At 67.4% G+C, this 21,981-nt stretch carries 25 protein-coding genes; 18 read left to right on the forward strand and 7 right to left on the reverse strand.

The features are described 5' to 3' along the window. Window positions 1–155 precede the first annotated feature (155 nt). Both EVS83_RS00880 and EVS83_RS15525 read right to left on the reverse strand, forming a co-directional pair. On the reverse strand, window positions 156–1,406 hold the full coding sequence (locus tag EVS83_RS00880) for a tetratricopeptide repeat protein (protein WP_133498607.1): 1,251 nt from the start codon (window positions 1,404–1,406) through the stop codon (window positions 156–158). Window positions 1,407–1,559: 153 nt separating this feature from the next. Further along, window positions 1,560–1,733, reverse strand: a complete 174-nt coding sequence (locus tag EVS83_RS15525; protein WP_166636735.1) for a hypothetical protein — start codon at window positions 1,731–1,733, stop codon at window positions 1,560–1,562. Window positions 1,734–2,149: 416 nt separating this feature from the next. Here EVS83_RS15525 and EVS83_RS00885 point away from each other — a divergent pair, with 416 nt between their 5' ends. From EVS83_RS00885 to EVS83_RS00895, 3 genes are all read left to right on the forward strand, one after another. Then, window positions 2,150–2,482 carry a hypothetical protein gene (locus EVS83_RS00885; protein WP_133498609.1) on the forward strand — a complete coding sequence of 111 codons (333 nt, stop codon included), beginning with the start codon at window positions 2,150–2,152 and terminating at the stop codon, window positions 2,480–2,482. Window positions 2,483–2,499: 17 nt separating this feature from the next. After that, on the forward strand, window positions 2,500–3,258 hold the full coding sequence (locus EVS83_RS00890; protein ID WP_166636736.1) for a GGDEF domain-containing protein: 759 nt from the start codon (window positions 2,500–2,502) through the stop codon (window positions 3,256–3,258). 310 nt (window positions 3,259–3,568) lie between these two features. After that, window positions 3,569–4,252, forward strand: coding sequence for a type 1 glutamine amidotransferase domain-containing protein (locus EVS83_RS00895; RefSeq protein ID WP_133498613.1), 684 nt, complete (start codon window positions 3,569–3,571; stop codon window positions 4,250–4,252). 210 nt (window positions 4,253–4,462) lie between these two features. Here EVS83_RS00895 and EVS83_RS00900 read toward each other — a convergent pair whose 3' ends face one another. Beyond that, the gene (locus EVS83_RS00900) at window positions 4,463–5,200 is read right to left on the reverse strand and encodes an rRNA pseudouridine synthase (RefSeq protein ID WP_133498615.1); all 738 of its coding nucleotides are present in this window, start codon (window positions 5,198–5,200) and stop codon (window positions 4,463–4,465) included. Between the two features lie 360 nt (window positions 5,201–5,560). Between EVS83_RS00900 and EVS83_RS00905 the strand changes: the two genes are divergently transcribed. The 3 genes from EVS83_RS00905 to EVS83_RS00915 all read left to right on the forward strand — a co-directional run bounded on the left by EVS83_RS00905 (window position 5,561) and on the right by EVS83_RS00915 (window position 9,590). Next, window positions 5,561–7,165 (forward strand): hypothetical protein, encoded by a 1,605-nt coding sequence (locus tag EVS83_RS00905; RefSeq protein WP_133498617.1) that lies wholly within the window; start codon window positions 5,561–5,563, stop codon window positions 7,163–7,165. Between the two features lie 68 nt (window positions 7,166–7,233). Next, window positions 7,234–7,953, forward strand: coding sequence for a hypothetical protein (locus EVS83_RS00910; RefSeq protein WP_133498619.1), 720 nt, complete (start codon window positions 7,234–7,236; stop codon window positions 7,951–7,953). Window positions 7,954–8,099: 146 nt separating this feature from the next. Next, entirely contained in the window at window positions 8,100–9,590 is a 1,491-nt protein-coding gene (locus EVS83_RS00915; RefSeq protein WP_133498621.1) for an FG-GAP repeat domain-containing protein, read from the forward strand. Window positions 9,591–9,969: 379 nt separating this feature from the next. Here EVS83_RS00915 and EVS83_RS00920 read toward each other — a convergent pair whose 3' ends face one another. Then, on the reverse strand, window positions 9,970–10,848 hold the full coding sequence (locus EVS83_RS00920; RefSeq protein ID WP_133498623.1) for an AraC family transcriptional regulator: 879 nt from the start codon (window positions 10,846–10,848) through the stop codon (window positions 9,970–9,972). Between the two features lie 192 nt (window positions 10,849–11,040). Here EVS83_RS00920 and EVS83_RS00925 point away from each other — a divergent pair, with 192 nt between their 5' ends. The 6 genes from EVS83_RS00925 to EVS83_RS00950 all read left to right on the forward strand — a co-directional run bounded on the left by EVS83_RS00925 (window position 11,041) and on the right by EVS83_RS00950 (window position 14,455). Next, window positions 11,041–11,520: a hypothetical protein gene (locus EVS83_RS00925; RefSeq protein ID WP_133498625.1), complete on the forward strand. Its 480-nt coding sequence runs from the start codon at window positions 11,041–11,043 to the stop codon at window positions 11,518–11,520. A gap of 336 nt (window positions 11,521–11,856) precedes the next feature. Next, a complete protein-coding gene (locus EVS83_RS00930) occupies window positions 11,857–12,129 on the forward strand; it encodes a hypothetical protein (protein WP_133498627.1) in 273 nt (90 codons plus the stop codon). Between the two features lie 331 nt (window positions 12,130–12,460). Beyond that, on the forward strand, window positions 12,461–12,928 hold the full coding sequence (locus EVS83_RS00935; protein ID WP_208108645.1) for an SRPBCC family protein: 468 nt from the start codon (window positions 12,461–12,463) through the stop codon (window positions 12,926–12,928). Beyond that, window positions 12,912–13,289, forward strand: coding sequence for an ArsR/SmtB family transcription factor (locus tag EVS83_RS00940; RefSeq protein ID WP_133498629.1), 378 nt, complete (start codon window positions 12,912–12,914; stop codon window positions 13,287–13,289). Before EVS83_RS00935 ends, EVS83_RS00940 begins: the two co-directional genes overlap by 17 nt. A 105-nt stretch (window positions 13,290–13,394) precedes the next feature. Next, the gene (locus tag EVS83_RS00945; protein WP_208108646.1) at window positions 13,395–13,781 is read left to right on the forward strand and encodes an arsenate reductase ArsC; all 387 of its coding nucleotides are present in this window, start codon (window positions 13,395–13,397) and stop codon (window positions 13,779–13,781) included. Beyond that, the gene (locus EVS83_RS00950) at window positions 13,778–14,455 is read left to right on the forward strand and encodes an aquaporin (protein WP_208108647.1); all 678 of its coding nucleotides are present in this window, start codon (window positions 13,778–13,780) and stop codon (window positions 14,453–14,455) included. The genes EVS83_RS00945 and EVS83_RS00950 overlap by 4 nt, the downstream gene beginning before the upstream one ends. Before the next feature lie 121 nt (window positions 14,456–14,576). Here the strand turns inward: EVS83_RS00950 and EVS83_RS16125 are convergent, their stop codons facing one another. The 3 genes from EVS83_RS16125 to EVS83_RS00960 are packed head-to-tail and all read right to left on the reverse strand — an operon-like array spanning window position 14,577 to window position 15,340. Next, window positions 14,577–14,708, reverse strand: a complete 132-nt coding sequence (locus EVS83_RS16125; RefSeq protein WP_281275091.1) for a hypothetical protein — start codon at window positions 14,706–14,708, stop codon at window positions 14,577–14,579. A 29-nt stretch (window positions 14,709–14,737) separates the two neighbouring features. Further along, window positions 14,738–14,956, reverse strand: coding sequence for a hypothetical protein (locus tag EVS83_RS00955; RefSeq protein WP_133498634.1), 219 nt, complete (start codon window positions 14,954–14,956; stop codon window positions 14,738–14,740). Between the two features lie 9 nt (window positions 14,957–14,965). Then, window positions 14,966–15,340 carry a YkgJ family cysteine cluster protein gene (locus EVS83_RS00960; RefSeq protein ID WP_425456039.1) on the reverse strand — a complete coding sequence of 125 codons (375 nt, stop codon included), beginning with the start codon at window positions 15,338–15,340 and terminating at the stop codon, window positions 14,966–14,968. Between the two features lie 392 nt (window positions 15,341–15,732). Between EVS83_RS00960 and EVS83_RS15825 the strand changes: the two genes are divergently transcribed. The 6 genes from EVS83_RS15825 (at window position 15,733) to EVS83_RS00990 (ending at window position 21,952) form a co-directional block, all read left to right on the forward strand. Continuing rightward, the gene (locus EVS83_RS15825; RefSeq protein ID WP_208108648.1) at window positions 15,733–16,215 is read left to right on the forward strand and encodes a hypothetical protein; all 483 of its coding nucleotides are present in this window, start codon (window positions 15,733–15,735) and stop codon (window positions 16,213–16,215) included. 22 nt (window positions 16,216–16,237) lie between these two features. Continuing rightward, window positions 16,238–17,473 (forward strand): peptidoglycan-binding domain-containing protein, encoded by a 1,236-nt coding sequence (locus EVS83_RS00970; protein ID WP_166636737.1) that lies wholly within the window; start codon window positions 16,238–16,240, stop codon window positions 17,471–17,473. A 189-nt stretch (window positions 17,474–17,662) separates the two neighbouring features. Further along, a complete protein-coding gene (locus EVS83_RS00975) occupies window positions 17,663–18,424 on the forward strand; it encodes a hypothetical protein (protein WP_133498638.1) in 762 nt (253 codons plus the stop codon). 266 nt (window positions 18,425–18,690) lie between these two features. Next, window positions 18,691–19,116 (forward strand): hypothetical protein, encoded by a 426-nt coding sequence (locus EVS83_RS00980; RefSeq protein ID WP_208108649.1) that lies wholly within the window; start codon window positions 18,691–18,693, stop codon window positions 19,114–19,116. A 283-nt stretch (window positions 19,117–19,399) separates the two neighbouring features. Continuing rightward, the gene (locus EVS83_RS00985; RefSeq protein ID WP_246022729.1) at window positions 19,400–20,443 is read left to right on the forward strand and encodes an MBL fold metallo-hydrolase; all 1,044 of its coding nucleotides are present in this window, start codon (window positions 19,400–19,402) and stop codon (window positions 20,441–20,443) included. A 99-nt stretch (window positions 20,444–20,542) separates the two neighbouring features. Further along, window positions 20,543–21,952: a pyridoxal phosphate-dependent decarboxylase family protein gene (locus EVS83_RS00990; protein WP_133498644.1), complete on the forward strand. Its 1,410-nt coding sequence runs from the start codon at window positions 20,543–20,545 to the stop codon at window positions 21,950–21,952. Window positions 21,953–21,981 lie beyond the last annotated feature (29 nt).

Consider the following 21,981-nt stretch of genomic DNA (forward strand, 5'->3'; position numbering starts at 1 on the left):
GTCGAATTCGAGAGCGCGTCGAAGATCATCACTTCGAAGATGAGACCTTCGAAGTGGTAGTCGGGGCCGCGGCCTGCGTCCTCGACAGAAGAGCGGGGTCAGGCTCACTCCGCGGGAGATCGGACCTGTCGCCTTTTCCACATTGACCCAACTCGTCAGGCGCCCGCCTCGATGCGGCTGAGCGCCGCGCCGGCGGTGTCGCGCCAAGCGGGGCTGAACTGCGGTTGCGTCGCGGCGCGTTGCAGCGCCGAGCGCACCGATGCCTTGCGCGTGGAGTACCGGTAGCCCTTCAGCACCGCGTCGAGCGCGGCGTCCTGACGGCCGAGCTCGGCATAGGTCTGGCCGAGGTTGAGCCACGTGGCCGAGCGCGTCGGCGACAGATCGAGCGCGGCCACGAGGCGCGACCGCGCGCGGTCATGGTCGCCCACCAGCATGTACGCGTAGCCGAGGTTGCCCAGCATCTCGGCGTCGCGCGGCTGCAGCACGAGCGCGTGTTCCAGCAGCGGGATCGCGGCCTCCGGTCGACCACCGTTGATCAGTGCGATGGCACGGGCATTGAGGCTGCGTGCATCGCCGTCGATCGCCGTCGCGGCGGTGGCGGGTGCGCGCGGCTGCGCTGCGGTGTCGCGCGCGCGTTCGGGCGTGACGTCACGCGGTGGCGCTTGCGCGATGTCGCGCGTGGTGGCGACGCGCGGCGCGGGGGCGTCCGTCACGGGCGGCGCGGTGCGGGCGCTGCGCGCAGGTGCGGCGGGCGCGCTGGCGGCGGTCGTATCGCGACGCATGTAGGCCTCGGCCGCCGAACGTCCGGGGCTTTCGTCGCGCGGCACATCGTCGTCGAGCGCAACGTCCCCGTCCTGCTCGATGGCCTCCTGCGACGGGGCCTCCACCACGACGCGCTCGGCGACCGCAGGCGTCGAATCGCCAACGGAACTCGGCGAGCCCGGCGCGTCGGAGACATGGAAGAAATCGTCGGAATCCGACTTCGACGACTGGCAGCCGCCGGCGGCGAGCGCCGCCGCCAGGGCGAAGGCGAGGGCGACGGGTGCGTGCGTGGCGCGAGGGGAGATGTCCATGCGCCCGACCGTAAGGATCGTGCGGTCGAAGGAGGGTTCAAGCGACGGGCCTGCGGTTAGAGCCGCTCCTGGAGTGTTCACCGTGGCGACGGGGTAAAGTTCATTGGCTCGTCCGGAAATTCGAGCCTGCCTCTTATCGCTCGCACGTCGCTCGCACAGCCAATCCTCTTCACGTGCGTTCGGCCAAACCGAACGAAGACCGTCCGGGCGATGCGCTACCCCTGCGGATTCGACGGTGCGTTGAAGCGCGGCAGTGCAGGGTCGTGCGATGACTCGAACCCCGTCTCTCTTTCCTCGCATCGTCGCCGTGCTGTTTGCGGCGGCGTTGTGCACGCCCGTCGTCGTCGACGCCAAGCCCGGGAAGCACGGTCACGGTCACGGCCATGGTCACGCCAAGGCGTGGAAGCACGGCGGATGGAAGCATCGGCTGCGGCTGTTCCGCGAAGTGGTGATCGAGCGACCGGCGACGCGGGTTGCAAGGCGCTTTCACGTCCACACGTCCACCGCGCCATCGGCGACGTATCGGGCGCGATCGACCGTCGATGGCCGCATGTCGTCGGCGGGTGCAGCGCCGTCGAACTCGCGCAATGTGGCGTCGACATCGAGCGTGGCGTCCACGCAGAACGATGCGGCGCGGAGCGCGGCGGTCGGTAGTTTCATGGCGGATCATCCGCCGCGTTGAGCGCGTGCGAACTCGGAGCAGCGGGCGAGTGATCCATCTTCGGATAGCGAATGGTGGAAGGGCCGGACAGGGGAAGAGGTCAGGCTCTCAACCTGAGTAGTCGCACTGCTGCTGCAGGTCGACGCTGTTGGCGGCGAGGTCGGTCGTTGCCGCGCACCACGACCTGTCGCGGCATATCACGCAGATCGAGATCGAGTAGGCGGGGCACGAACATAGGGTCCGGCGGCTTGGGCGATCAGGACATCCGGCCTCGCCGCGCCCGCGTGTCGGACGACGACAGCTCGACTCGAAGCGAATCTCCGCCCGTATGAGGTGGCCGGCTCAAGGCCGCCCGCAGGCGACCGTTAACGGACGCGACGCAGTCCCGGAGATGGGGCCGACGAGGCCCCTCGATATGCTCAGCGCCCTCAAAGACCTCGTGCTGACGCGCGATCCCAAGCAGCGCATCCGCCTCGCGCATTCGGGCCTGGCGTCGGTCTTGCTGCTCGCGGCCGTCGCGGCGATGCATGGGATGGCGGCGTTCGGCGTCAACGATGGCAAGGGCCTGTGGCCGTGGACGGCGGTGTCGATCACCTGCATCGTCGCGCTGTTTGCGGCGATCCGATTCGGCTGGTCGGCGCGTCTCAAGGATCCATCGCTGACGGTCGTGCAGCTGCTGTTCGCCGTGGCGTGCAGTGCGTCGGCCTATCGGGGGTCGCGGGCGCGGGGCACGGTGCGCCGCTCCTGATGGTCTCGGTGGTGCTGATGTTCGGCATGTTCGGACTGCGCGCGGTGCAGGCGTGGCTGATCGGCGGCTATTCGGTTCTGGCCTTCGGGCTCGCCATGTATTCGGGCGTCCGCGCGCGCCCCGACATCTACGACCCCCGCGTGCAACTCGCGTATTTCATCTGCCTGATCCTGTTCGTATGCGGTTTGACGGCGGTCAGCCAGCGCGTCGCGGCGATGCGCGATCGGCTCCGCGCGCAGCGCGCCGAACTCGCCGCGGCGCTGGAGCGCATCAGCCTGCTGGCGACGTCCGACGATTTGACCGGGCTGCCGAACCGCCGCGCGATGTCCGAACTTCTCGAACGCGAACGGCAGCGATCGGATCGCGCGGGGCATGCATGGTGCGTAGCGATCCTCGACATCGACCACTTCAAGCGCATCAACGACGTTCACGGACACGCCGCGGGTGATGAGGCGTTGCGTGTCGTCGCTCGCGTCTGCGCGACGACGATCCGCAGCTGCGACGCGGTGGCGCGCTGGGGCGGTGAGGAATTCGTACTGCTGTTCCGGGACGTGGATCCGGCGCACGCCGTGGCCGCGGCCGAACGTATCCGGGCGAGCGTCGCGGCGTCACCCGTGAGTTTCGGCGCGTCGACGTTCGGCCTGACCGCATCGATCGGCGTTGCGACCCATCAGCGCGGCGATGAAATCGCGCAGACGCTGTCGCGCGCCGATCGTGCGCTGTACACGGCGAAGGTCGCCGGTCGTGATCGCGTGCGGGATGCGGCAATAGGTTGATGCGATCCGTGCCTGTTCACGTGTGATGTGTCGCGAGAAGGGGACGGTGGCAGTCGAACGGGTTCATTGCTTGCGAAATCGCAGCTTGCCTCATCGCCTTATGAAACCGCGGCGTCGACGGCGGGCAACGAGGGCCAAGTCCCACGTCTGCGAAATGACCTGACCTGTGCTGCGCAGGCGCGGGAGTCTGATTCAGACTCCCGGATAGGCGATGCGAGATGCGACGCACCGTCGGCGCGACGGGCACCTCACGACCGCTTAGCGCCTGTACGCGTAACGTGCGCGGTCCAACCTCACGCAACCGCCGGCCATGAAGATCCTGATGGTGTTGACGTCGCACGACCGCCTGGGCGACACGGGCGAGAAGACGGGGTTCTGGCTGGAGGAATTCGCGGCGCCGTACTACGTGTTCAAGGACGCCGGCTTCGACGTCGCATTGGCGTCGCCCAAGGGCGGTCAGCCGCCGCTGGATCCGCGCAGTGATGCGCCGGACGCGCAGACGGACGCCACCCGTCGTTTCGGCAGCGACAATGCGGCGAAGCAGGCATTGGCGAACACGGCGAGGCTCGCCGACCTGCAGGCCAGCGAGTACGACGCGGTGTTCTATCCCGGCGGCCACGGCCCGCTGTGGGATCTCGCGTCCGATCCGCATTCGATTTCGCTGATCCAATCCACGTATGCGGCGGTGAAGCCGCTCGGCCTGGTGTGCCACGCACCCGGTGTCCTGCGGGACGCGACGGGCATGGACGAGGCGCCGCTGGTGCAGGGCCGCAAGGTCACCGGCTTCACGAACAGCGAAGAGGAGGCGGTCGGCCTCACCAAGGTGGTGCCGTTCCTCGTCGAGGACATGCTGAAGGCGAGGGGTGCCCACTACGAGAAGGGCGCCGACTTCGCGAGCCACGTCGTGATCGACGGCAACCTGATCACGGGGCAGAACCCGGCATCGTCCGCCGACGCGGCCAAGGCCATGATCGGGTTGCTCGGCAAGGGCTGATGCTCGCGGTAATCGACGTCGGAAAGTGCGCGCGCTTTGTGTCGCCTGAGCCGACGCCAGCGGGTGACCACCGATCCGATCCGTCCGATTTCCGCGAGCGCCGAATTTGAGTGCTGTTGCAGACTTTTCGCTCGAAGAACCAAGTCGTCGGGCGAGGCGGTTGGGTGCGCGCGAGCAGCGCTCTCTTCACCGTCATCGCCACGTCTGGCGCTAGAACTTCTCGCCGACCTTCAGATAGCGCCACGCTCCGGGCGGCATCGCGCCGTTCGGCCCCTTGCCGGTGCCGATGCGTCCGATCCGAAGGCGCCGGATCGACACGACGTCCAGGCCGGCCTGTGCGCACATCCAGCGCAGTTGTCCGTCGCGGACGCCCTTGATCGCGAACCGCAGGCGGTTCTCGTTCTGCCAGCTCACGTTGCACGGGGGCAGGGCGCGGCCCCGGTACTCGAGCCCGTGGCGCATCTTCGCCATGCCGTACGGGGCGAGTTCGCCGGAAATTTCGACGAGGTATTCGTGCTCGATCTCGTCCGCATCTTCGGTGAGTCGACGCCACACGCGGCCGTCCTGCGTAAGCACCATCAGCCCGCTCGCGTCACGCTCCAGCGGCACGAGTGGCGTGAGGCGGTGGAAATGACGCTGCAGCAGCCGCACGCCGGACGGGTCGTCGGCCCAGTGCGTTTCGGGTGTGACGAGCGCGACCGCCGGCTTCGGACCGTCGATCGCGTCGACGCCCACCGGCTTGTGGAGCAGGATCGTCGCGGGCTCGACGTCTTCGATGCGCGCATCCGCATCGATGTCGATGCGTTCGTCGGTGACGCGATGCTGCGGCGCTTCGACGACGCGTCCGTCGACCGACACCCAGCCGTTGCGCACGTACTGCTCCGCCTCGGCGCGGGAGCACTGCAGGAGCATCGCGACGCGTTGCGCGAGGCGGACCGGTTCGGTCACGGGCGTGCACCGGAAGAAGGGTCCGCAGTGTAACGGCCGCGGACGGGGCGGGCTGTTTGTTGCGTGGCGCGGACTGCGGCGGAGCTCGCTGGCCACGCCCGACGCGGGCGTCACGCAGCGTCCTCACGCATGTCAAATGCTGACCACTTGGCAACGTTGGGCCGGGTTAGGTGCTGTCCGACGAAAGGATGGGCGGCCGACGCGCTACTCGCGAACTGGGAGCCGCTCCTCCTTCGATGGCCTTTCGACGTCTGTCCGCGCGTGTGCCGCGCGTCGCCCGCGGGTGGCAAGATGCGATGCAAGGCGGGCGGGGGCCCGCTGCGACGGCCGACGTCGCGAATCGTTCAAGGGGAAACGGTGATGCGCAGCGACGAACATCGCGGCCTATTGGGCGCGAAGGGCAGGACACGTACCGGCGCCGTGCTGCTGGCATTCGCTTCGCTGGGCGCCTGTCCGCTCGCCGCCTTTGCGCAGGCCTCGTCCGCCTATTGCACGGTCGATGACTCCGGCGCGCGACAGATCTGGGTGTCGTCGGTATTCACGCCGCCGCCGTCGGCGAACGCGCAGGACCTCGCCACGGACTTCCACACGTACGTCGGCACACTGGGTGGTGCGGGCCTGAAGCAGTGCGTCGTAGCCGATCGGGCCACGGTGGATGCGACCCGCGCGCGCGTGGCCGAGATCATGGGCAAGCGCGTATTCGGCATGCGCGTGTACACCTGGCACGACGTGCCGTGGACTCCGGACGCGTCGCGTTACGCGGCGGCGTCGCCCGCGCCGCGCGGCGCATCGACGCAGTACGTGTACTGCCGCATGGTCGACGTCGAAACGCGAACGATGGTGACGAGCGCCGTCATCCCCGTGCAGATGCCGGGGCGTCAGGACATGGCGCACTTCAGCACGCTTGAGCGTTGGCAGAAGGCGTTCGGTGCGCAGGCCGCGGCGGCCTATCGCGTCAGCGAGTCGCCCAACTGCATCGCGAGCGACACCGCGGCGGAGGCCACCAAGGATCTCGAGGACTACCGCAAGGCGTTCCGCTTCTCGCGAGTGAAGAACATCGAGATGCCGTGGGTGCCGGATGCGGCCGATGCATCGGTACCGGCCGCCGCGCCGCAGGTTGCGCCGCTGAGCATTACGTCCGCAGCACCGAAGACCCCGCCGTCCGCCAATAGCGCAAAGGCTGCCGACGACGACGTCGAAGCCGAATTCTGGCGACGCATCAGCGGCAGCAGCCAGGCCGCGGATTTCGACGAGTATCTGGTTTCATTTCCGCAGGGCCGCCATGCACCGATCGCGCGGCTCGAGGCGCGTCGTCTGCGCGGTGAATCCGGCGGTGCGGCGACCCCGGCCGTCGCCTCGACGAACGTTGCAGGCGTGCCGGACGCGCTCGCGTCGCGCATCGCGAAGGATCCATTCTTCCAATTGCCGCCGTCGGGAACCGCGACCGTCGAGCGATCGGGCTCGCACAAGAACGGAGCGCTGGCGGTGAACCTGACGTTGCGTGCGCAGCGCGAGGCCGGGTCCAACCTCTGTCGCGTCCACACGACATCGAGCGCAGGCAGCGTCGAGACCCAGTACGACGGTACGACGTGGGCGGGATTGCTCGCGCTCGACGGAACGATGCGATCGCAGAGCCAAGTCGGCCCGCACGAGTTCCGCTCGCAGGTCACGTCGATCGACTCCTTGCAGGGCCAGCCGTTCCCGCTCGTGGAAGGCCGCACCTTCGGCTACACCACCAGCTTGCGCACGACGGATGGCGGCGCCACGAACATCTCGACGGCGACGTCCTATCGCTGCGTCGTCGGTCGCACCGGACCGGCCAGCGCCGTGGTGCCGGGCCTGTCGGGCGATGCGACGGAGTTGCAATGCACGCTCACCCTCAAGGACGGCGCGACGAGACCGTTGCAGCAGACGGTGCACTGGTTCAGTGACGCGGGCTGCTTCGTGCAGGATCCGTCGCGCTGACGAACGAGCCCCGCGTCCGTCGCTGGATGCATTGATGCGGTCGGGCGACGTGCCGCCTAGGAGAAGCAATGAGTCGACGTGCAGGACTTTTGAGTGCCGCATTCGGTGCGATGGCAGCTGTTGGCGCAACGTCCGCAATCCCCGTGCCATTGAGCGACAGCGCGCCGCCGCCCGCCGCAAGCACTTCGCTGCTGCCCGCAGACGCCGTCGTCGAAGGCGCGAGCTTCGGAGAATGGACGGGCCGTTGGTGGAACTGGGCGCTGTCGCAGCCGATCGAGCCGTACCTGGATCCCGACGGGCGTGTCTGTGATCAAGGTCAGGGCGGCCCGGTGTGGTATCTGGCCGGAACCGACGGCTCGTTCGACGCACACCGCGAATGCGTCGTACCGGAGGGGAAGTACCTGCTGATCCCCGTCATCAACATGGTGCAGATGCGGATGCCTGCGACAACACATTTGAATCGAGCGGCTTGTGACGATCTGCGGGAATCCGCGGCGGTCAACAACGATCACCTGGTGAGTGCGGTCGTCTTAATCGACGGCGTGAAGGTGCCCGATGTTTCCGGCTTCCGCGTTCGCAGCAGGCGATGCTTCGAAGTGGCGGCGCGTAACGCGAACGCCGCCGCGGACGGCTACTGGCTGTTCCTCAAACCGCTGCCCCGCGGGCGCCACGTCATTACGGTCGGCGCGAACTACGACTCCGGACGCGATCGCGGCTATGGAACGATGGTGCAGAACTTCGAGTACGTGGTCCACGTCGGCGGCCGGACAAACCTGACATCGCTGTGAGTCAAGAAGGGCTTGGTCGGGTCCTGCGGCGATCGGTTATCGACAAGAAGGGACGGCCTGCTGCGGGATGCGGGCCAGGGATCTGCAGTGGGCGTAGCAAGGGGTTTCCATAAGACGCCCATCGTGAGTCGACGTCGCGCGCCTGAGTGCGCGGAAACGCCGTTCTGAATCCGGTCGACCTACGCACTGCCGGAAAACACCACTCCGGCCCCGGTCCGTTGGCTGGCGAGTCGATTGATGTTTCGCGCAAGTTCTGTGTGGCGCTAGGCTTGCACCTTGGGGAACCGAGGCTTCACATGATCGTGTTTCGAAATCCAATTCGTCTGGCTGCCGCGTTGCTCATGCTCACTGCCTGCACGCCGCAGCCGCGCGACCGCGTAGTTGCGCAGGCGCGAGCCGACGTTACTGAGCGCGCATCCGCGCAGGTCGCCCGCACGGTCACGGGTTCGGCGAATGCAGTGTCGACGACGACGTTTCATTTCGAACGCGTGATCGTGACTCCGCTGGGTACAGGCTGGTACCCGCAGGACGTCATGGTCCGGGATGTCACGGGGGACGGATTGGCCGACGTCGTGCTGTCGTTGACGTACGGCGGGACGGACGGCTCGCAGGGGTGGGTCCGCGTCCGCATCCACGCGTCGAACTTGGACGGCAGCCTCGCGTCGCCGGTCGAACTCGACGTATCGAACAACGTGAACGCGGGACACGGCCTGGAGGTCGTCGATCTGGATGATGACGGGCGTGCCGAGATCATCGTGGGCAACCGCAGCGGATTGACGGTGTTCCGATGGGTCGATGGGGCGTGGGCGCGCAAGGAGTACGCACTGCCGGGTGAAACCCGCTACATGGTGTCGATCGACGCGGACGCCGATGGCCATCTGGACGTGTTCGCCCAGAGCTGGAGCAGCGGTGCGGACCTCTTCTACGGCGATGGACAGGGCGGCTTCCGCTCCGTCGCGCACGTCACGAGCAGCGCGGCGGGGTACAACATCGTGCGTGCCGCGGACTTCACCGCCGACGGTCGCAAGGACGTGGTCGTGACCAATGGGCAGGGATGGCCGAAGTTCTGGGTGCATCCCTTCGACCCGGTGTTGGGGCTGCGCCCGCAGGTCGAATTTGACCTACGCCCGGCCCAGCCGCGTCCGCTGAGCGGAATCGCAGTAGCGGACGTGAACCGCGATGGCCGACCGGATCTCGTGACCGCCGACGAGGGATCGAGCATCGAGTTCAAGGGCGTCCGCGTCTTCTATCGCGGCGCAGGCGATGACTTCAGCCGCGTGCTGCAGCTGCCGACGTCGGTCTACTACGACTATCCGGGCGCTGTGGATGTCGCGGACATCGACGGCAACGGCTATCCGGACATCGTCGTTATGCTCAACAGCAGCGACGGCATGGGCTACTACCTCCAGAACGCCGAGGGCTTTGCACCGATGGTCCGCGTGTCGGTGGACGACAACCCGTGGAGTAGCGGCTTCTACAACAACAAAGCGTTCGAGATCGTCGACCTGGATCGCGACGGGTGCAAGGACGTGGTGCTGGCCGAGTCCACCACCTCCCTGCGCGTGTTCTATGGCCGCGACTGCCTCGTCCCCAGACGTATCAAGAGCACGCCTCTTCCAGCGCAGCGCGCTTCGTAGCGGCGCCGTTCGACGGCTTCGCACAGTCGGCCGGGCGATCCGCGGGCGACTATCGCGGCGCCTATCCGGCACACGTCATGGTGCGTGGTCCGACTGTTGACCTCACGAACGGAGCGTCGATCGCGCACCCAGCTTGCTGTGAACCAAGAAAAGTGGGTCAGTTTCACTTCTTGCAAAGTTGGGGCGCCCCCTTACTTCACTAGCGCGGCGCGGGCCGCTCACGCCGGCTGGATTTGAGCGGCGCGCATCGAATTGTCGAAGGCCGCCTTCGGGTGGGCACTGTCGTCGCTCGACAAACCGGTCAGGTTCATTTCGTAGGAAATGCACACCAGCCCTTCTCGTTGAAAAGGACTCCCCAAGACGCCGGTGCTCAGTACCGCTAACGCAACGGCAGAAATAGCTCGGCCGCCGTGCCGAGTTCGGGCTTGTCGAGGAAGAAGCGCTGGCAGTAGATCGGGAAGTCGCGCATCTCCTCGCCGCTCTGCGGTAGCCAGTCGCGATAGAGGTAGAGCGCGGCGGGCTCCAGGTTGTGCGTGTCGCCGGTCACGCGCAGCACCGCGCATCGCCCACCGGGGATCTCGCCGAGCTTGACGTTGCCGTCGTTCGGATCGACCGCGTGGTCGGCATCGAGCCCGACACACAGGTCCATGCGGTAATCGGCCGGGTCGACGGGGTCGCGCTCCGAATACCAGATGTTGAACGTCGGGTTTGTCTGCGGCGACAGCCCAGCCGACTTTCGCCATGCGATGAAGCGCTGGATCGTCGCGTCGATGGTGCGGCGGTCGCCGTGGTGTTCGAAGATCGCGACGCGCGTGGGCGCGACGTCGCGAATGGTCACCTGATCTGCGCTGAATGTCGTGGTCATGATTTTGCTCCTCGCGTCATGGAGAGGTCGGAAGGCCTGGAGCCACGGCACCCAATCGGGCGACTTGCGAAAACTCGAAGGTGATTGCGTGAACCGCTGACGGAAGGCGCGCGCGAACGCATCGGGCGTCTCGTAGCCGGCGTCGAGCGCGATCTCGGTGATGCTCGGCCCTTGCGAACCCGCCAACTGCTTGGAGGCGCGCTGCAGACGCGCCAGCTGCACGTACCGGTGCAGCGAGACGCCGAAGAACGCGCCGAACTGCCGGTGGAAGTGGTACTTCGAGAACGCGGCGACGCGGCTCAAGGCGTCGAGGTCCAAGTCGCCATCGAGGTTGCGCTCGATGTGGTCGAGCACCTTTTCCATCCGGGCGCGATAGCGATCGAGATCGGTCATTGGGGTCCTTTGCCGTGGCCGCATGAGACTGCCGCGTGCCGCCAAGCCATGCTCGACCGATCTTGCGGCATGCGCGCCGTGGTGGCGCATTGAAGCGAGTGCGCCCGAAATGCAGGCCGACGGGTTCGCACGGTATCGACGCACATCGGCCAATGCTGCGCGCACCCCGCGCCCCGCGGAGGAGGACACGCGATGAACAACAATCTCGAAAGCCTGGCGCAGCAGCTTTCCGCGCATGGCAATGCGCCGGTGTCGCCTGAAGCGCGTCAGCAGGTCCAGCAGATCGTCGAGCAGGCGCCGCCGCAGGCGCTGAGCACGGGGCTGCAGGACGCGTTCAATTCCGACCAGACGCCGCCGTTCGCGCAGATGGTCAGCCAGCTCTTCGGTCACGCGAACGAGCAGCAGAAAGGGGGCATCTTGGGCGCGCTGCTCGGCGGCCTCGGCGGTGCGCAACATCCCGTCGTGCAGCAGGCCGGCATCGATCCGAGTGCGCCTGCACAGGCGACGCCGCAGCAGGTCGAGCAGATCGCGCAGCAGGCGCAGCAGCAGAACCCGGGCATCGTCGGGCAGATGAGCCAGTTCTATGCGCAGCATCCGACGCTGGTGAAGTCGCTCGGCGGCATGGCGCTGGCGGTGATGCTGGGGCGCATGCACGGCAGCACGCGGCATTGATTCGATGCGGGCTTCGCCATGACGGTGGCGAAGCCCGTTCGCGTTGCCGTCTCGATACCGGCACGCAAAGGCCCGCAGCGGAGTTCTGCACGGGCGCGGTCGACGATCGGGCCGGCACGTATGTCATCGCCGCGCCTCTGGCATGTCTGTTGCGGCGCGAATCCAAGTCGTCGCGGCACGAATCGCAGCGTCGTGCGCATGAGACGACAAGCGATCGAGGCTGGTACGCGTCGTATCCAGAGCCGTCGCCGGTCGGCCCCGGTTTGGGGATCGCATCCCGTTCCGTCGCTCGCCCTACGGGCTAACCTTGCGACGTACCGAAACAGGGACGAAGCAATGCGAACGACCGTCGTGGGTCTGGTGACGCCCCACCTCCTGCACCTCGTGGACCTCGCGAATCAGGCGGACAAGGGCGTCAACGTGGACTGGCACGTGCGTGCCGCGGTGAGCCGGACGGTGGGCGAGCTGCGCGAGCTGTTCAACGGGCCGGAGCTGATCGCTGCGTACATCGACGGGCTCGAGTCGGCGGCGGCGGATGCGCCTCCACGACGCGTCGAGTACGCCAACGTGCTTCGCGCAGCGGCCGAAGCGGCGCGAAACCCGCGCTAGAGTCTGAAAGACTGACGCGGCTGGTGTTCGCGCTGCTTACGATCGCGCTCCTCACTCGAATTGCCCGAGAACTCGCCTCGTCGCCGCAGGCGCCGCAGGCCTGAGCAAGCCATTCGACTCAATTGCTGACTTCATCGATCCGCGGCGGCTGACGTAGGCGGGCGGGGTGCCCCATGCGGGTGCAGTGGTCCCATCTGCGGTCCTCCGACCAACGGCAACCAAAAGGTTGCATAAGACGTTCTGTCAGGCGTAGAGTCGACGCGCAACCAAAAGGTTGCCCAAACACTCCCGCCGCGCCGGCGCACCGGTCGCGCCAACCTCAGGAATCCGCATGGACATCCAGGCCACCACCGACGCCATCGAACGCAGCATCATCATCAACGCCCCGCGCGAGCGAGTCTGGCGCGCGCTCACTGACACCACGGAGTTCAGCACGTGGTTCGGGGCCAGCCTCAAGGGACAGACCTTCACCGCCGGGCAGCGCGTGCGCGGGCCGATCACCCATTGCGGCTACGAGCACGTCAACTTCGACGTGGTGGTCGAGCGCGTGGAGCCGCAGACGGTGCTGGCCTATCGCTGGCATCCGTATCCGGTCGACCCGACGGTCGACTACGACGCCGAGACGCCGACGCTCGTGACCTTCGCCCTCAGCGAAGTGCCGGGCGGTACGCGCGTAACGGTGGTGGAGTCGGGCTTCGACCAGGTGCCGCCGGAGCGTCGCCTCGAAGCGTTCCGCATGAACGATCGCGGATGGGCCGCGCAGCTGGAGAACCTCGCTCGCCATGTCACCAACGCCTGATCCGAACGAGCCGGGCGCGGGCGCATCGCCCGCACTTCCGGGTGCGAACGACACGCTCGCGCGCGTGTTCGCCGCGCTCGGCGACCCGACGCGCCTGCGGCTGGTGATGTTGCTGTGCGCGGGCGGTGCGCTGTCGATCGCGCAGCTGACCGCCAGCACCGACATCAGCCGTCAGGGCGTCACCAAGCACCTCGAAGTGCTTGCGCAGGCCGGCGTCGTGCAGGACGTTCGGGCGGGACGCGAGCGCCTGTGGCAACTCGATCCCACGCAGATCGAGGCCGCGCGGCAGACGCTCGAGGTCATCGGCCGGCAGTGGGACGTCGCACTCGGAAGCCTCAAGGCGTTCGTCGAGTCGCAATGACGCAGCGGTCGGCTTGCCTCGCGCGGGCCGGCCGTACCGCGGGCGTGCAAGACGTCGGTCGGCCGCCGACAATGGCGCGCCGTCCACGACCACCTTCATCGCCCCATGGCTCACCGCATCCTGTTCGTCTGCGTCGAGAATTCGAACCGCAGCCAGATGGCCGAAGGTTTCGCGCGCCTGCATGGCGGTGACGACGTGGAGGCGATGAGCGCCGGCTCGAAGCCGTCGGGGCGCATCAACCCGAAGGCGATCCGCTTCATGGCCGAACGCGGCGTCGATCTGACGACGCATGCATCGAAATCGCTCGACGACGTCACGGGTGAATTCGATGCTGTAATCACGATGGGCTGCGGCGACAACTGCCCATGGGTGCCGGCCAAACGTCGCGAGGACTGGGCGCTGCCCGATCCGCGCGATATGGACGACGACGGCTACCGCGCCGTGCGCGACGAGATCGAGGCGCGGGTGAAGGCCCTGCTGGCGTCGCTGTGACGCCGCTTCCGCGTCGACTCGTCGCAGAGTTTCTCGGCACGACGCTGCTGCTCGCCACCGTAGTGGGCTCGGGCGTCATGGGCATGCAGCTGTCGGGCGGCAACGCGGGCATCGCATTGCTCGCGAATGCGGCCGCCACCGCGGCGATGCTCTACGTGCTGATCGTGCTGCTCGGCCCGGTGTCGGGCGCGCACATGAATCCAGCGGTGTCGATGGTAATGCGCGTGCGCGGCGAGCTACGCAGCCTGGAGCTCGTGGGCTACGTCGTCGCGCAGGTGGCCGGCGCCGCGGCGGGTGTCGTGCTCGCGCATCTCATGTTCGGGCTCGACATGGTGCAGCCCGGCGATCACGTGCGCAGCGGCGCTGCCCAGTGGCTCAGCGAAGCGGTGGCGACGTTCGGCCTGCTGCTGACGATCCTCGTCGGCGCGCAACGTCGGCCTGCAGCGAGTCCCGTGCTCGTCGCCGCGTACATCTTCGCGGCGTACTGGTTCACCGCGAGCACGTCGTTCGCGAATCCCGCCGTGACGCTAGCGCGATCGATGACGCGCACGTTCGCAGGCATCCGCCTGGATGACGTCATCGGATTCGTCGTCGCGCAGCTCGCGGGTGCGCTTCTCGCGCTGCCGGTTGCGCGTGCCGTGGCGACATCGCCGAACGGCGAGCCGCAGCACTAGGCGCCGCCACGGAACGCACGGCAACGCGCCTCGCGAGTTCAACTCGCAAGCGCGTTCATGTCCTTCGTCACTTCAACCGGATTCGCTGCAGGGCTCGACCGTGCGAGCGATGCGGTGTACCTCAGCCGTTCGTCGGCGTCTCGGTCGGGCGTGTCGCGCGGGCATCGCGCTTGCGCGCGTCCTTCTCGTCCTTCTGCTTCTTCTTTGCGAGTTCGCGCTGGCGCTTTTCGAAGGCGTAATTCGGCTTGGGCATCGGTAGTCCTGGTTGGAAGAGGGCGATCGTCAGGTGGCGGACGGCTTCGACTTGGCGCCTGCGGGCTCGCGCTGCGGCGCCCGCAGCGGCGTATTGCCGAGTCGCTCGACGATACCGCCCGAGGCCTCGAACGCCGCGACGTGATCGCGGATGTGTTCGCTGGTGATCTGGCGGCCGACGTCCGCACGGCGCGCGAACGCGGACGTGGCGGGTGCAGGCGACGTGGACGAGGGTGATTTCGCAGTCATGGCAACTCCTTAGATCAACACCGACGGGATGGGTGGATGGACCCTGCGCGTGTAGTCCTCGCGGACTGCGCAGCAGTACGGGCCGCCCATGCGGAAGCGGCGGCAGACGTCGGGGCGGGCGTCGTAGATCGAGCAGCACATGCGCGCGCTGTCGAGTGCCACGCACCAGCCTTCCGCATCGCGTGCCATGACGCGCAATCCGTTGAGATGCTCCATCAGGTGCTCGGCGATGCCGTCTTCCGGTTGGACGACGACGGTGAGGCGGCAGCAGACAGCGTCGCAACTGCTACATGAAACGGATGCGTCGACCTCGTCGGCATGCTGTTCGACGGGATTGGCCGACGGATGAAAAGGCAGCGACGGACCGACGGGGGCGTCGGCCAATGAACGGGCGGGTTGGTACACAACGCTCCCCAGGAGGGCGTCCGCAGTCGCGGTATCGCGTGAGAAGGAGCGGAACGGGGGCCGGAGCCGGCGTGGCGCACGAGTGGAGCTATGCGTCCATCCTACCCCCAAAGAGGCGCGACGCGGCCGGTCCTGTTCGGTTGGGGCAGTTCGGGTCAGGAGGCATTTCGGTATTGCGGCGGGCCGATGGGCCGTCCGGCGAGCGTTTCGCGCCGCTCGCGCCGCGCGCGTCGTCCGATGACGGAGTCGGTATCGAGTCGCCTCACGTGCCTTGAGGCCTGTTCACGTCCGACGTAACCTGCCGCGGTCGTCGAACGACTGCATGGGCCACGGACGGTCCGTATGCCGTGCAGTGCCAAGGAGTGGAATGCATGTTGCGTTGTCTGGCCTGTATCGGTCTTTTCCTGCTCACCGCCTGTAGCGCTTCGCCGCAGGGTTCTGTCGCGCCCGCCACGCAAACGCCATCACGTGCGCCAGCCGTACCTGCGCCCGCACCGGCTGCTCGGCCTGCACCGGTTGCGGTGCATCTGCCGTCGCAGGCGTGCGCGCGAGAAGGGTACGAGGCGTTTTTCGAAGCATTCGTCCGCGAGCCGGGGCATCGCGCCGCGCTTGCGCTGCCCGGCGCACCGGTCGCCGACCTCGACATCGCGATGCGTGACTACAGCTGGGTGCTCGCGTCGAAGCCGGACACGCTCCTGGATATCGACGAGCACCGATCAGGCGACGAGTTCTCCGTGAGCGCCAAGCCTGTCGAACGGAACGAAGACGATGAGGTGGTCAAAGTGCTCGGCCCGACACGCACCTACACGTTCCGATACGTGAATGGCTGCTGGAAGTTCGCATCCGTCCAATGACAACAACTGCCAGGGAGGGCACATGGGCCGCTACAGACTGATCGAGAGCGCGGAGCACGGCATCGAGCGCGTGCATGGCTATGCGGATCTGGAGATCCATCACCCGAGTCATCACGGCCACCAGCCGGGCCGCCATTACGCGACCGTCGACGGCCGCCGAGAAGAGGTTCTGAAGGCGCCGACTTCGGCCGGGCATCTGATGGTTTCGAAGGACTTCATCCTGACCGACGAAGCGGGATCGACCCGTGTCCCGGTGCCGTCGCCTGCCGCGGGCTACGTCGGAAAAGTGGATGCGCGTAACGGTCTGGTCTGCATTTACGACCGGAAAGGCGGAGAACTCATCGCCCAGGTGCGCCATATGGATCTGCACGGGTCCGGCGTCCACGAAGGACAAACGGTGGCCTACGGGCAGCCGCTCGGCTTCCAGGGTGGTTATGGTGGCGGCAATCCGCATGCCTATGGCGTTCACACGCATATCGATTTCAACACGGCGCGGCTCGACGACTTCAAGCGCTACTTCGCCGACTTGGACCGCGGGGTGATCACGATCGGTGGGGTACCGCACGTGCGGGCGACGCCGCAGATGCAGACGCTGCCCACATCCGGCGGCGAAGTCGCGCATTCGCAGGCACATCGCGGGGCTCACGCACCCGGGACGGCCACCGACGTCGCCGCGGTGCGACGCGCGCAGTCGGCGTTGGCCCACCTCGGCTATACAGGCGAAGACGGGCACGTCGTCCGGGTCGACGGCGTGGTGGGCGCGAACTCGCGTCACGCCCTTCGCGAATTCCAGCGGAACCATGGCCTCGTCGTTACCGGTGCGCTCGACGCGCAAACCGCGCAGCGCCTGTCCGAGGCGGAGCGCACGATGGCCAGCAGCACGCATCCGGCACATGAACTCTATGGGCAGTCCCTCAGCGCCGTGCAGGAACTGGACCGTCGCATGGGAATTCCGGGAGGACCCCACACCCTCGCGCTTGCGGGTGCGAGGGCCGCCGAGGCGGCGCGCGCGGGCCTCAAGCACATAGATCGGGTGGAGATCGGTCGCGATCGCGTGCAAGTGCAGGCCGTTCAATTCGCGCGCGGCGTCGACGATGCTGCGACCAATCGGATTTCCGCGCCGATCAATGTGGCGATCGCCGTAAACCAGTCGCTCGAAGAGAGCAGTCGGCAGGCGGCACGGGCCATCGAATCCCACGGGCGGACTGCGGAACAGCTCGCGCATCAGCACGCCCCAATGCGGAGTTCAGTGATGTAGCGAAGCTGGGCGCAACAAGGCGGCCGCCGCCTTGGCGCCACCGCGCGAGTCGCCCCAGTGAGTCGGCATCCGGGAATTGTTCTGTGGGGTGCCGACCCGCGCGTTCCTGCATTCATGACTTGCACGGCGAGCCGACCGGCGGGCAAAAGCAAGACAGCGTCGCCCGCGCCACCGGTCTATCCTCGACGCATGCAAAAGCTCGCCGACCGCTTCTGGAATATCCGCGGCACGTATCGTGTTGCCGGTGTGCTCAACATCGGCACGCACATGTCGCTCGTGCAGCGCGACGACGGTCGCTTTGTCGTCCTCGACGGTTGCGGCCTCGACGATGCGCAGCGCGATGCGTTGATGGCGCTGACCGACAACGGTGCGCTCGTCGACACCGTGATCCACGTCCACCCGTTCCACACCATGCACGTCGAGGCGACGCATCGGCTCCTGCCGAAGGCCACGCTGCATGGCACGGCGCGTCATCGCAAGCGGTTCCCGAACCTGCCGTGGTCGGGCGCACCGGTGGAGGAGTGGGCGGACGATCAGGCGTTCGCAGACGTGTTCGAGTTCTCGGTGCCGGCTGGCGTCGATTTCGTCTGCGTGGATGAGCGTGTGCACGTCGCGTCGGTGCTGGTGCGTCATCGCCCGTCCGGCATCGTGCATGTCGACGACACGCTCAACGTTCTTGCGCCGCAGGGTGCATTGCGTCGAATGCTGCCGCAGTCGTCCTTGCGCATGCATCCGCTGCTCGCAAGGGCGCTCAAGCCGAAAGCGGGCGCGGCGGACGACTACGTCGCATGGGCGCGTGGGCTGGCGGCGCGCTGGGCGGACACGCCTGTCGTCTGCGCGGCGCACTCGGCGGTGCGCCATCTGCCCGCGGGCGGTCTCCAGCGCGAGATGGAGGGCGCACTGGCGAAGGTGTCGCGCACGCTCGATCGGCATCGCGCGCGGCACGGTTGAAGCTCTGATGGTTCTGCGCGTGCGACGGCGGAGGCTGACGTTCGCGACCGGGATTCGACTGACTAAAGTTGATCCGGCCCATGCTGAGCGACATGTGTTGGCAGAAGGTCGACATACGGCTCGCGCACGAAGCCGCTCTTATTCGGCGACGCGCACAGACGCTCCTTCGCATATCCGCACTCTCGATGAACGCGTTGTTGCGACGCCGTTCGCAACTCGCTTCACGTTGACACGACGCTCACGTGTCGCGCTCGTAATTTGGCGCCATGGGGATTCCGACGCAGACCGAGTTTTTCGACTGCACTGCAGCGTCGGAATTGTTGACCCATGAATTGAGGCGAGTGGTCCGCACGTTCCGCCTCGACGCACGCCGCCTGGCGCGCGTACTGGCGATGGACGAAGGCGATGCGGCCGAGTTGCTTGCCGGACATCAATTGCTGCGCCCGTCCAGCCCTGAAGGACTGCGGACCTTGCGCCTCGTCCGCCTGCATCGCGCGCTGGGCGATGCGTTCGGAACGCTGGACGCGGTCGAGTGGTTCATGACGCACGCGAACGGCGAGGACGGTGCGATTCCGGCCGCGCTGCTCGAGGAGCCGGACGGGATCGAGCGTCTTTTCGCGCGGTTGGATTGCCAGGGCGTCGACCAGTGGCGTCCTCGCGAGTTCGCGCTACGCGTGGCGGGCGGGGTGTAAGCGGCGTCGGCCGAATTGCGCGTGACGGGGCGATGCGCTCGCATCGACCCGCTATCGGCCGCGCCGCGACCGGGCCACGGTCGAGATGCAACGGCTGCCGCAAAGCGTCCATCCATGCGCGTCACCTGGCTGACGGCCCGCCATCAAGCGATTCCCGGCCTATTGCGTTCACCCGGCCCGTCCCCACGTCGGTCGGACCGCGAGCGGGTATCCCGCTGTCACGAACGTGACGCAGGATCCGGCCGCCGGGCTTTCCCCGCTTTCGATGGGTGACCTCTTGGCAATGTCCAATTCCGATCGCAGCCGCGCAGCGCAGCGCACCGACGGCCGGTTCCGCAATCTCGATCCCGAGCGCCGCGCGCCGGCAACGGATCGCAACGTGATGTGGGACTTCTTCTTCAACAAGCCGAAGAACACGGTGCCCGCCGCGCCGATCCCGGTTCGTGCGCTCTCGCGCGCGGAACTCGACGCCGCGCCCGATCGCAGTCTGTATCGACTCGGCCATTCCACGCTGCTGCTGAAACTGCGCGGCGGGTGGTGGATCACCGATCCCGTGTTCGCGAAGCGCGCATCACCCGTGCAGTGGGCGGGCCCGCGCCGGTTCCACGTACCGCCCATCGCACTGCGCGACCTGCCGCCGCTGCGCGGCGTACTGCTCTCGCACGATCACTACGACCATCTCGATCGCGCCGCGGTACGTCGGCTCGCGAAGACGGGCGTGCATTTCTACATGCCGATCGGCGTCGGCGACCGCCTCGCCGCGTGGGGCGTACCGAAGCAGGCGATTCACGAGTTCGACTGGTGGCAGGGCATCGGCGTCGACGGCCTGCGCCTCACCGCGACGCCCGCGCAGCACTTTTCCGGTCGCACGTTGTCCGATCGCAACCGCACGCTGTGGGCGTCGTGGGTGATCGAGGACGGCGACTTCCGCCTGTTCTTCAGCGGCGACAGCGGCTATTTCAGCGGCTTCCGCGCCATCGGCGAGCGCTTCGGCCCCTTCGACGTCACGTGCATCGAGACCGGGGCCTACAACGTCAACTGGCCCGGCGTGCACATGCAGCCCGAGGAGACGGTGCAGGCCCACATCGACCTGCGCGGCCGCTGGCTGCTGCCCATACACAACGGCACGTTCGACCTCGCCATGCATGCCTGGTACGAGCCGTTCGAGCGCGTCCACGAGCTCGCGCACGCGCGCGGTGTCGCGCTCACGACGCCCGCATTCGGCGAACGCCTGCAGATGGACGCGCCGCACGCGGGAGCGGCGTGGTGGCGAACGGTCGAAGGCGCGCGACCGGCGACGTCGCAACTGGCGCCGGACGCGCGCTGATCGAGTCACCGCGGACACCGAGCGGCTGCGGTTGGGTCGACCAACCCGTCGCATAATCGCGACGGGCCATCGACGGCCCGCGAGTCCTCGGAGTCCGCCATGACGTTCGACGATTTCGGACCGCTGCTCGCGCGTGCGCATTCGCACGCGACGCAGTTTCTCGACGCGTTGCCCGAGCGCTTTGTCGGCGCGCGTGCGGGGCGCGACGAAATGATCGCGGCATTCGATACGCCGCTGCCGGTCGACGGCGAGCCCGGCACCGCGGTGCTCGATCGCCTCGCCGCGAGCGCGCCGCGCGGCGCGCAGGCGTGTGCTGGCCCGCGGTATTTCGGCTTCGTGATCGGCGGCGCGGTGCCGGTGGCGCTCGCGACCGACTGGCTCGTGTCGACGTGGGACCAGAACGCCGGCATCCACGTCATTTCGCCGCTGACCGCCGCGGTGGAGGAGGTCGCCGCGCGTTGGCTGCTCGACCTGTTCGATCTGCCGCGCGAGAGCGGCGTCGGCTTCGTGACGGGCTGCCAGATGGCGCATTTCACCTGCCTTGCGGCAGCGCGACACGGCGTGCTGCGCCGCGTCGGATGGGATGTCGAGGCCGACGGGTTGATGGGCGCACCGCGCGTGCACGTCGTCGCCTCGGCGGAAGCGCATGTCACCGTCGACGTGGCGCTTCGATATCTCGGTCTCGGCACGCGATCGATGGTGAAAGTCGATTCCGACGAGCAGGGCCGCATGCGCGTGGATCATCTGCGCGAGGTCATGGCGCGTCTCGACGGCCCGGTCATCGTCTGCGCGCAGGCCGGAAACGTGAATACCGGCGCATTCGATCCGCTGCGCGAAATCGCGGAGATCGCGCATTCGCGCGATGCGTGGCTGCACGTCGATGGCGCGTTCGGGCTGTGGGCACGCGCGGGCCACGCCGTGCGCGAGGTCGCCGACGGTATGGAACTCGCCGATTCATGGGCCACCGACGCGCACAAGTGGCTCAACGTGCCGTACGACAGTGGCGTCGCCATCGTGCGCAATGCGGAGGATCACCGCGCGGCGATGACGGTATCGGCGGCGTACCTCGTGCAGACACGCGGCGCCGAGCGCGACGCGGTCGACTGGGTGCCCGAGTTTTCGCGTCGTGCGCGTGGCATCCCGGTGTATGCGGCGCTGCGAGCGCTCGGTCGCTCCGGTGTCGCCGACCTGGTCGATCGCTGTTGCGCGCATGCGCGGAGGTTCGCGCAGCTGCTCGGCGATGCGCCGGGCGTGCGTGTGCTCAACGACGTCGTGCTCAACCAGGTGCTGGTGCGTTTCGGTGACGACGACGCCACCACGCGTGCGGTCGTCGAAGGCATCCAGCGGGACGGCACGTGCTGGGCGAGTGGCACGACGTGGCATGGGCTCGCGGCGTTGCGCATCTCGGTATCGAACTGGGCGACGACGGCCGATGATGTCGAGCGCAGTGCCGACGCGATGCTGCGGGTGTATCGCGAGGTCACGCAGCGCGAGCCGGCCTCCGGTTGATCGGCGACAGGGCCCATGGCCGCTTGCGA

This window comes from Cognatilysobacter terrigena, assembly GCF_004361065.1.
Lineage (GTDB): Bacteria > Pseudomonadota > Gammaproteobacteria > Xanthomonadales > Xanthomonadaceae > Cognatilysobacter > Cognatilysobacter terrigena.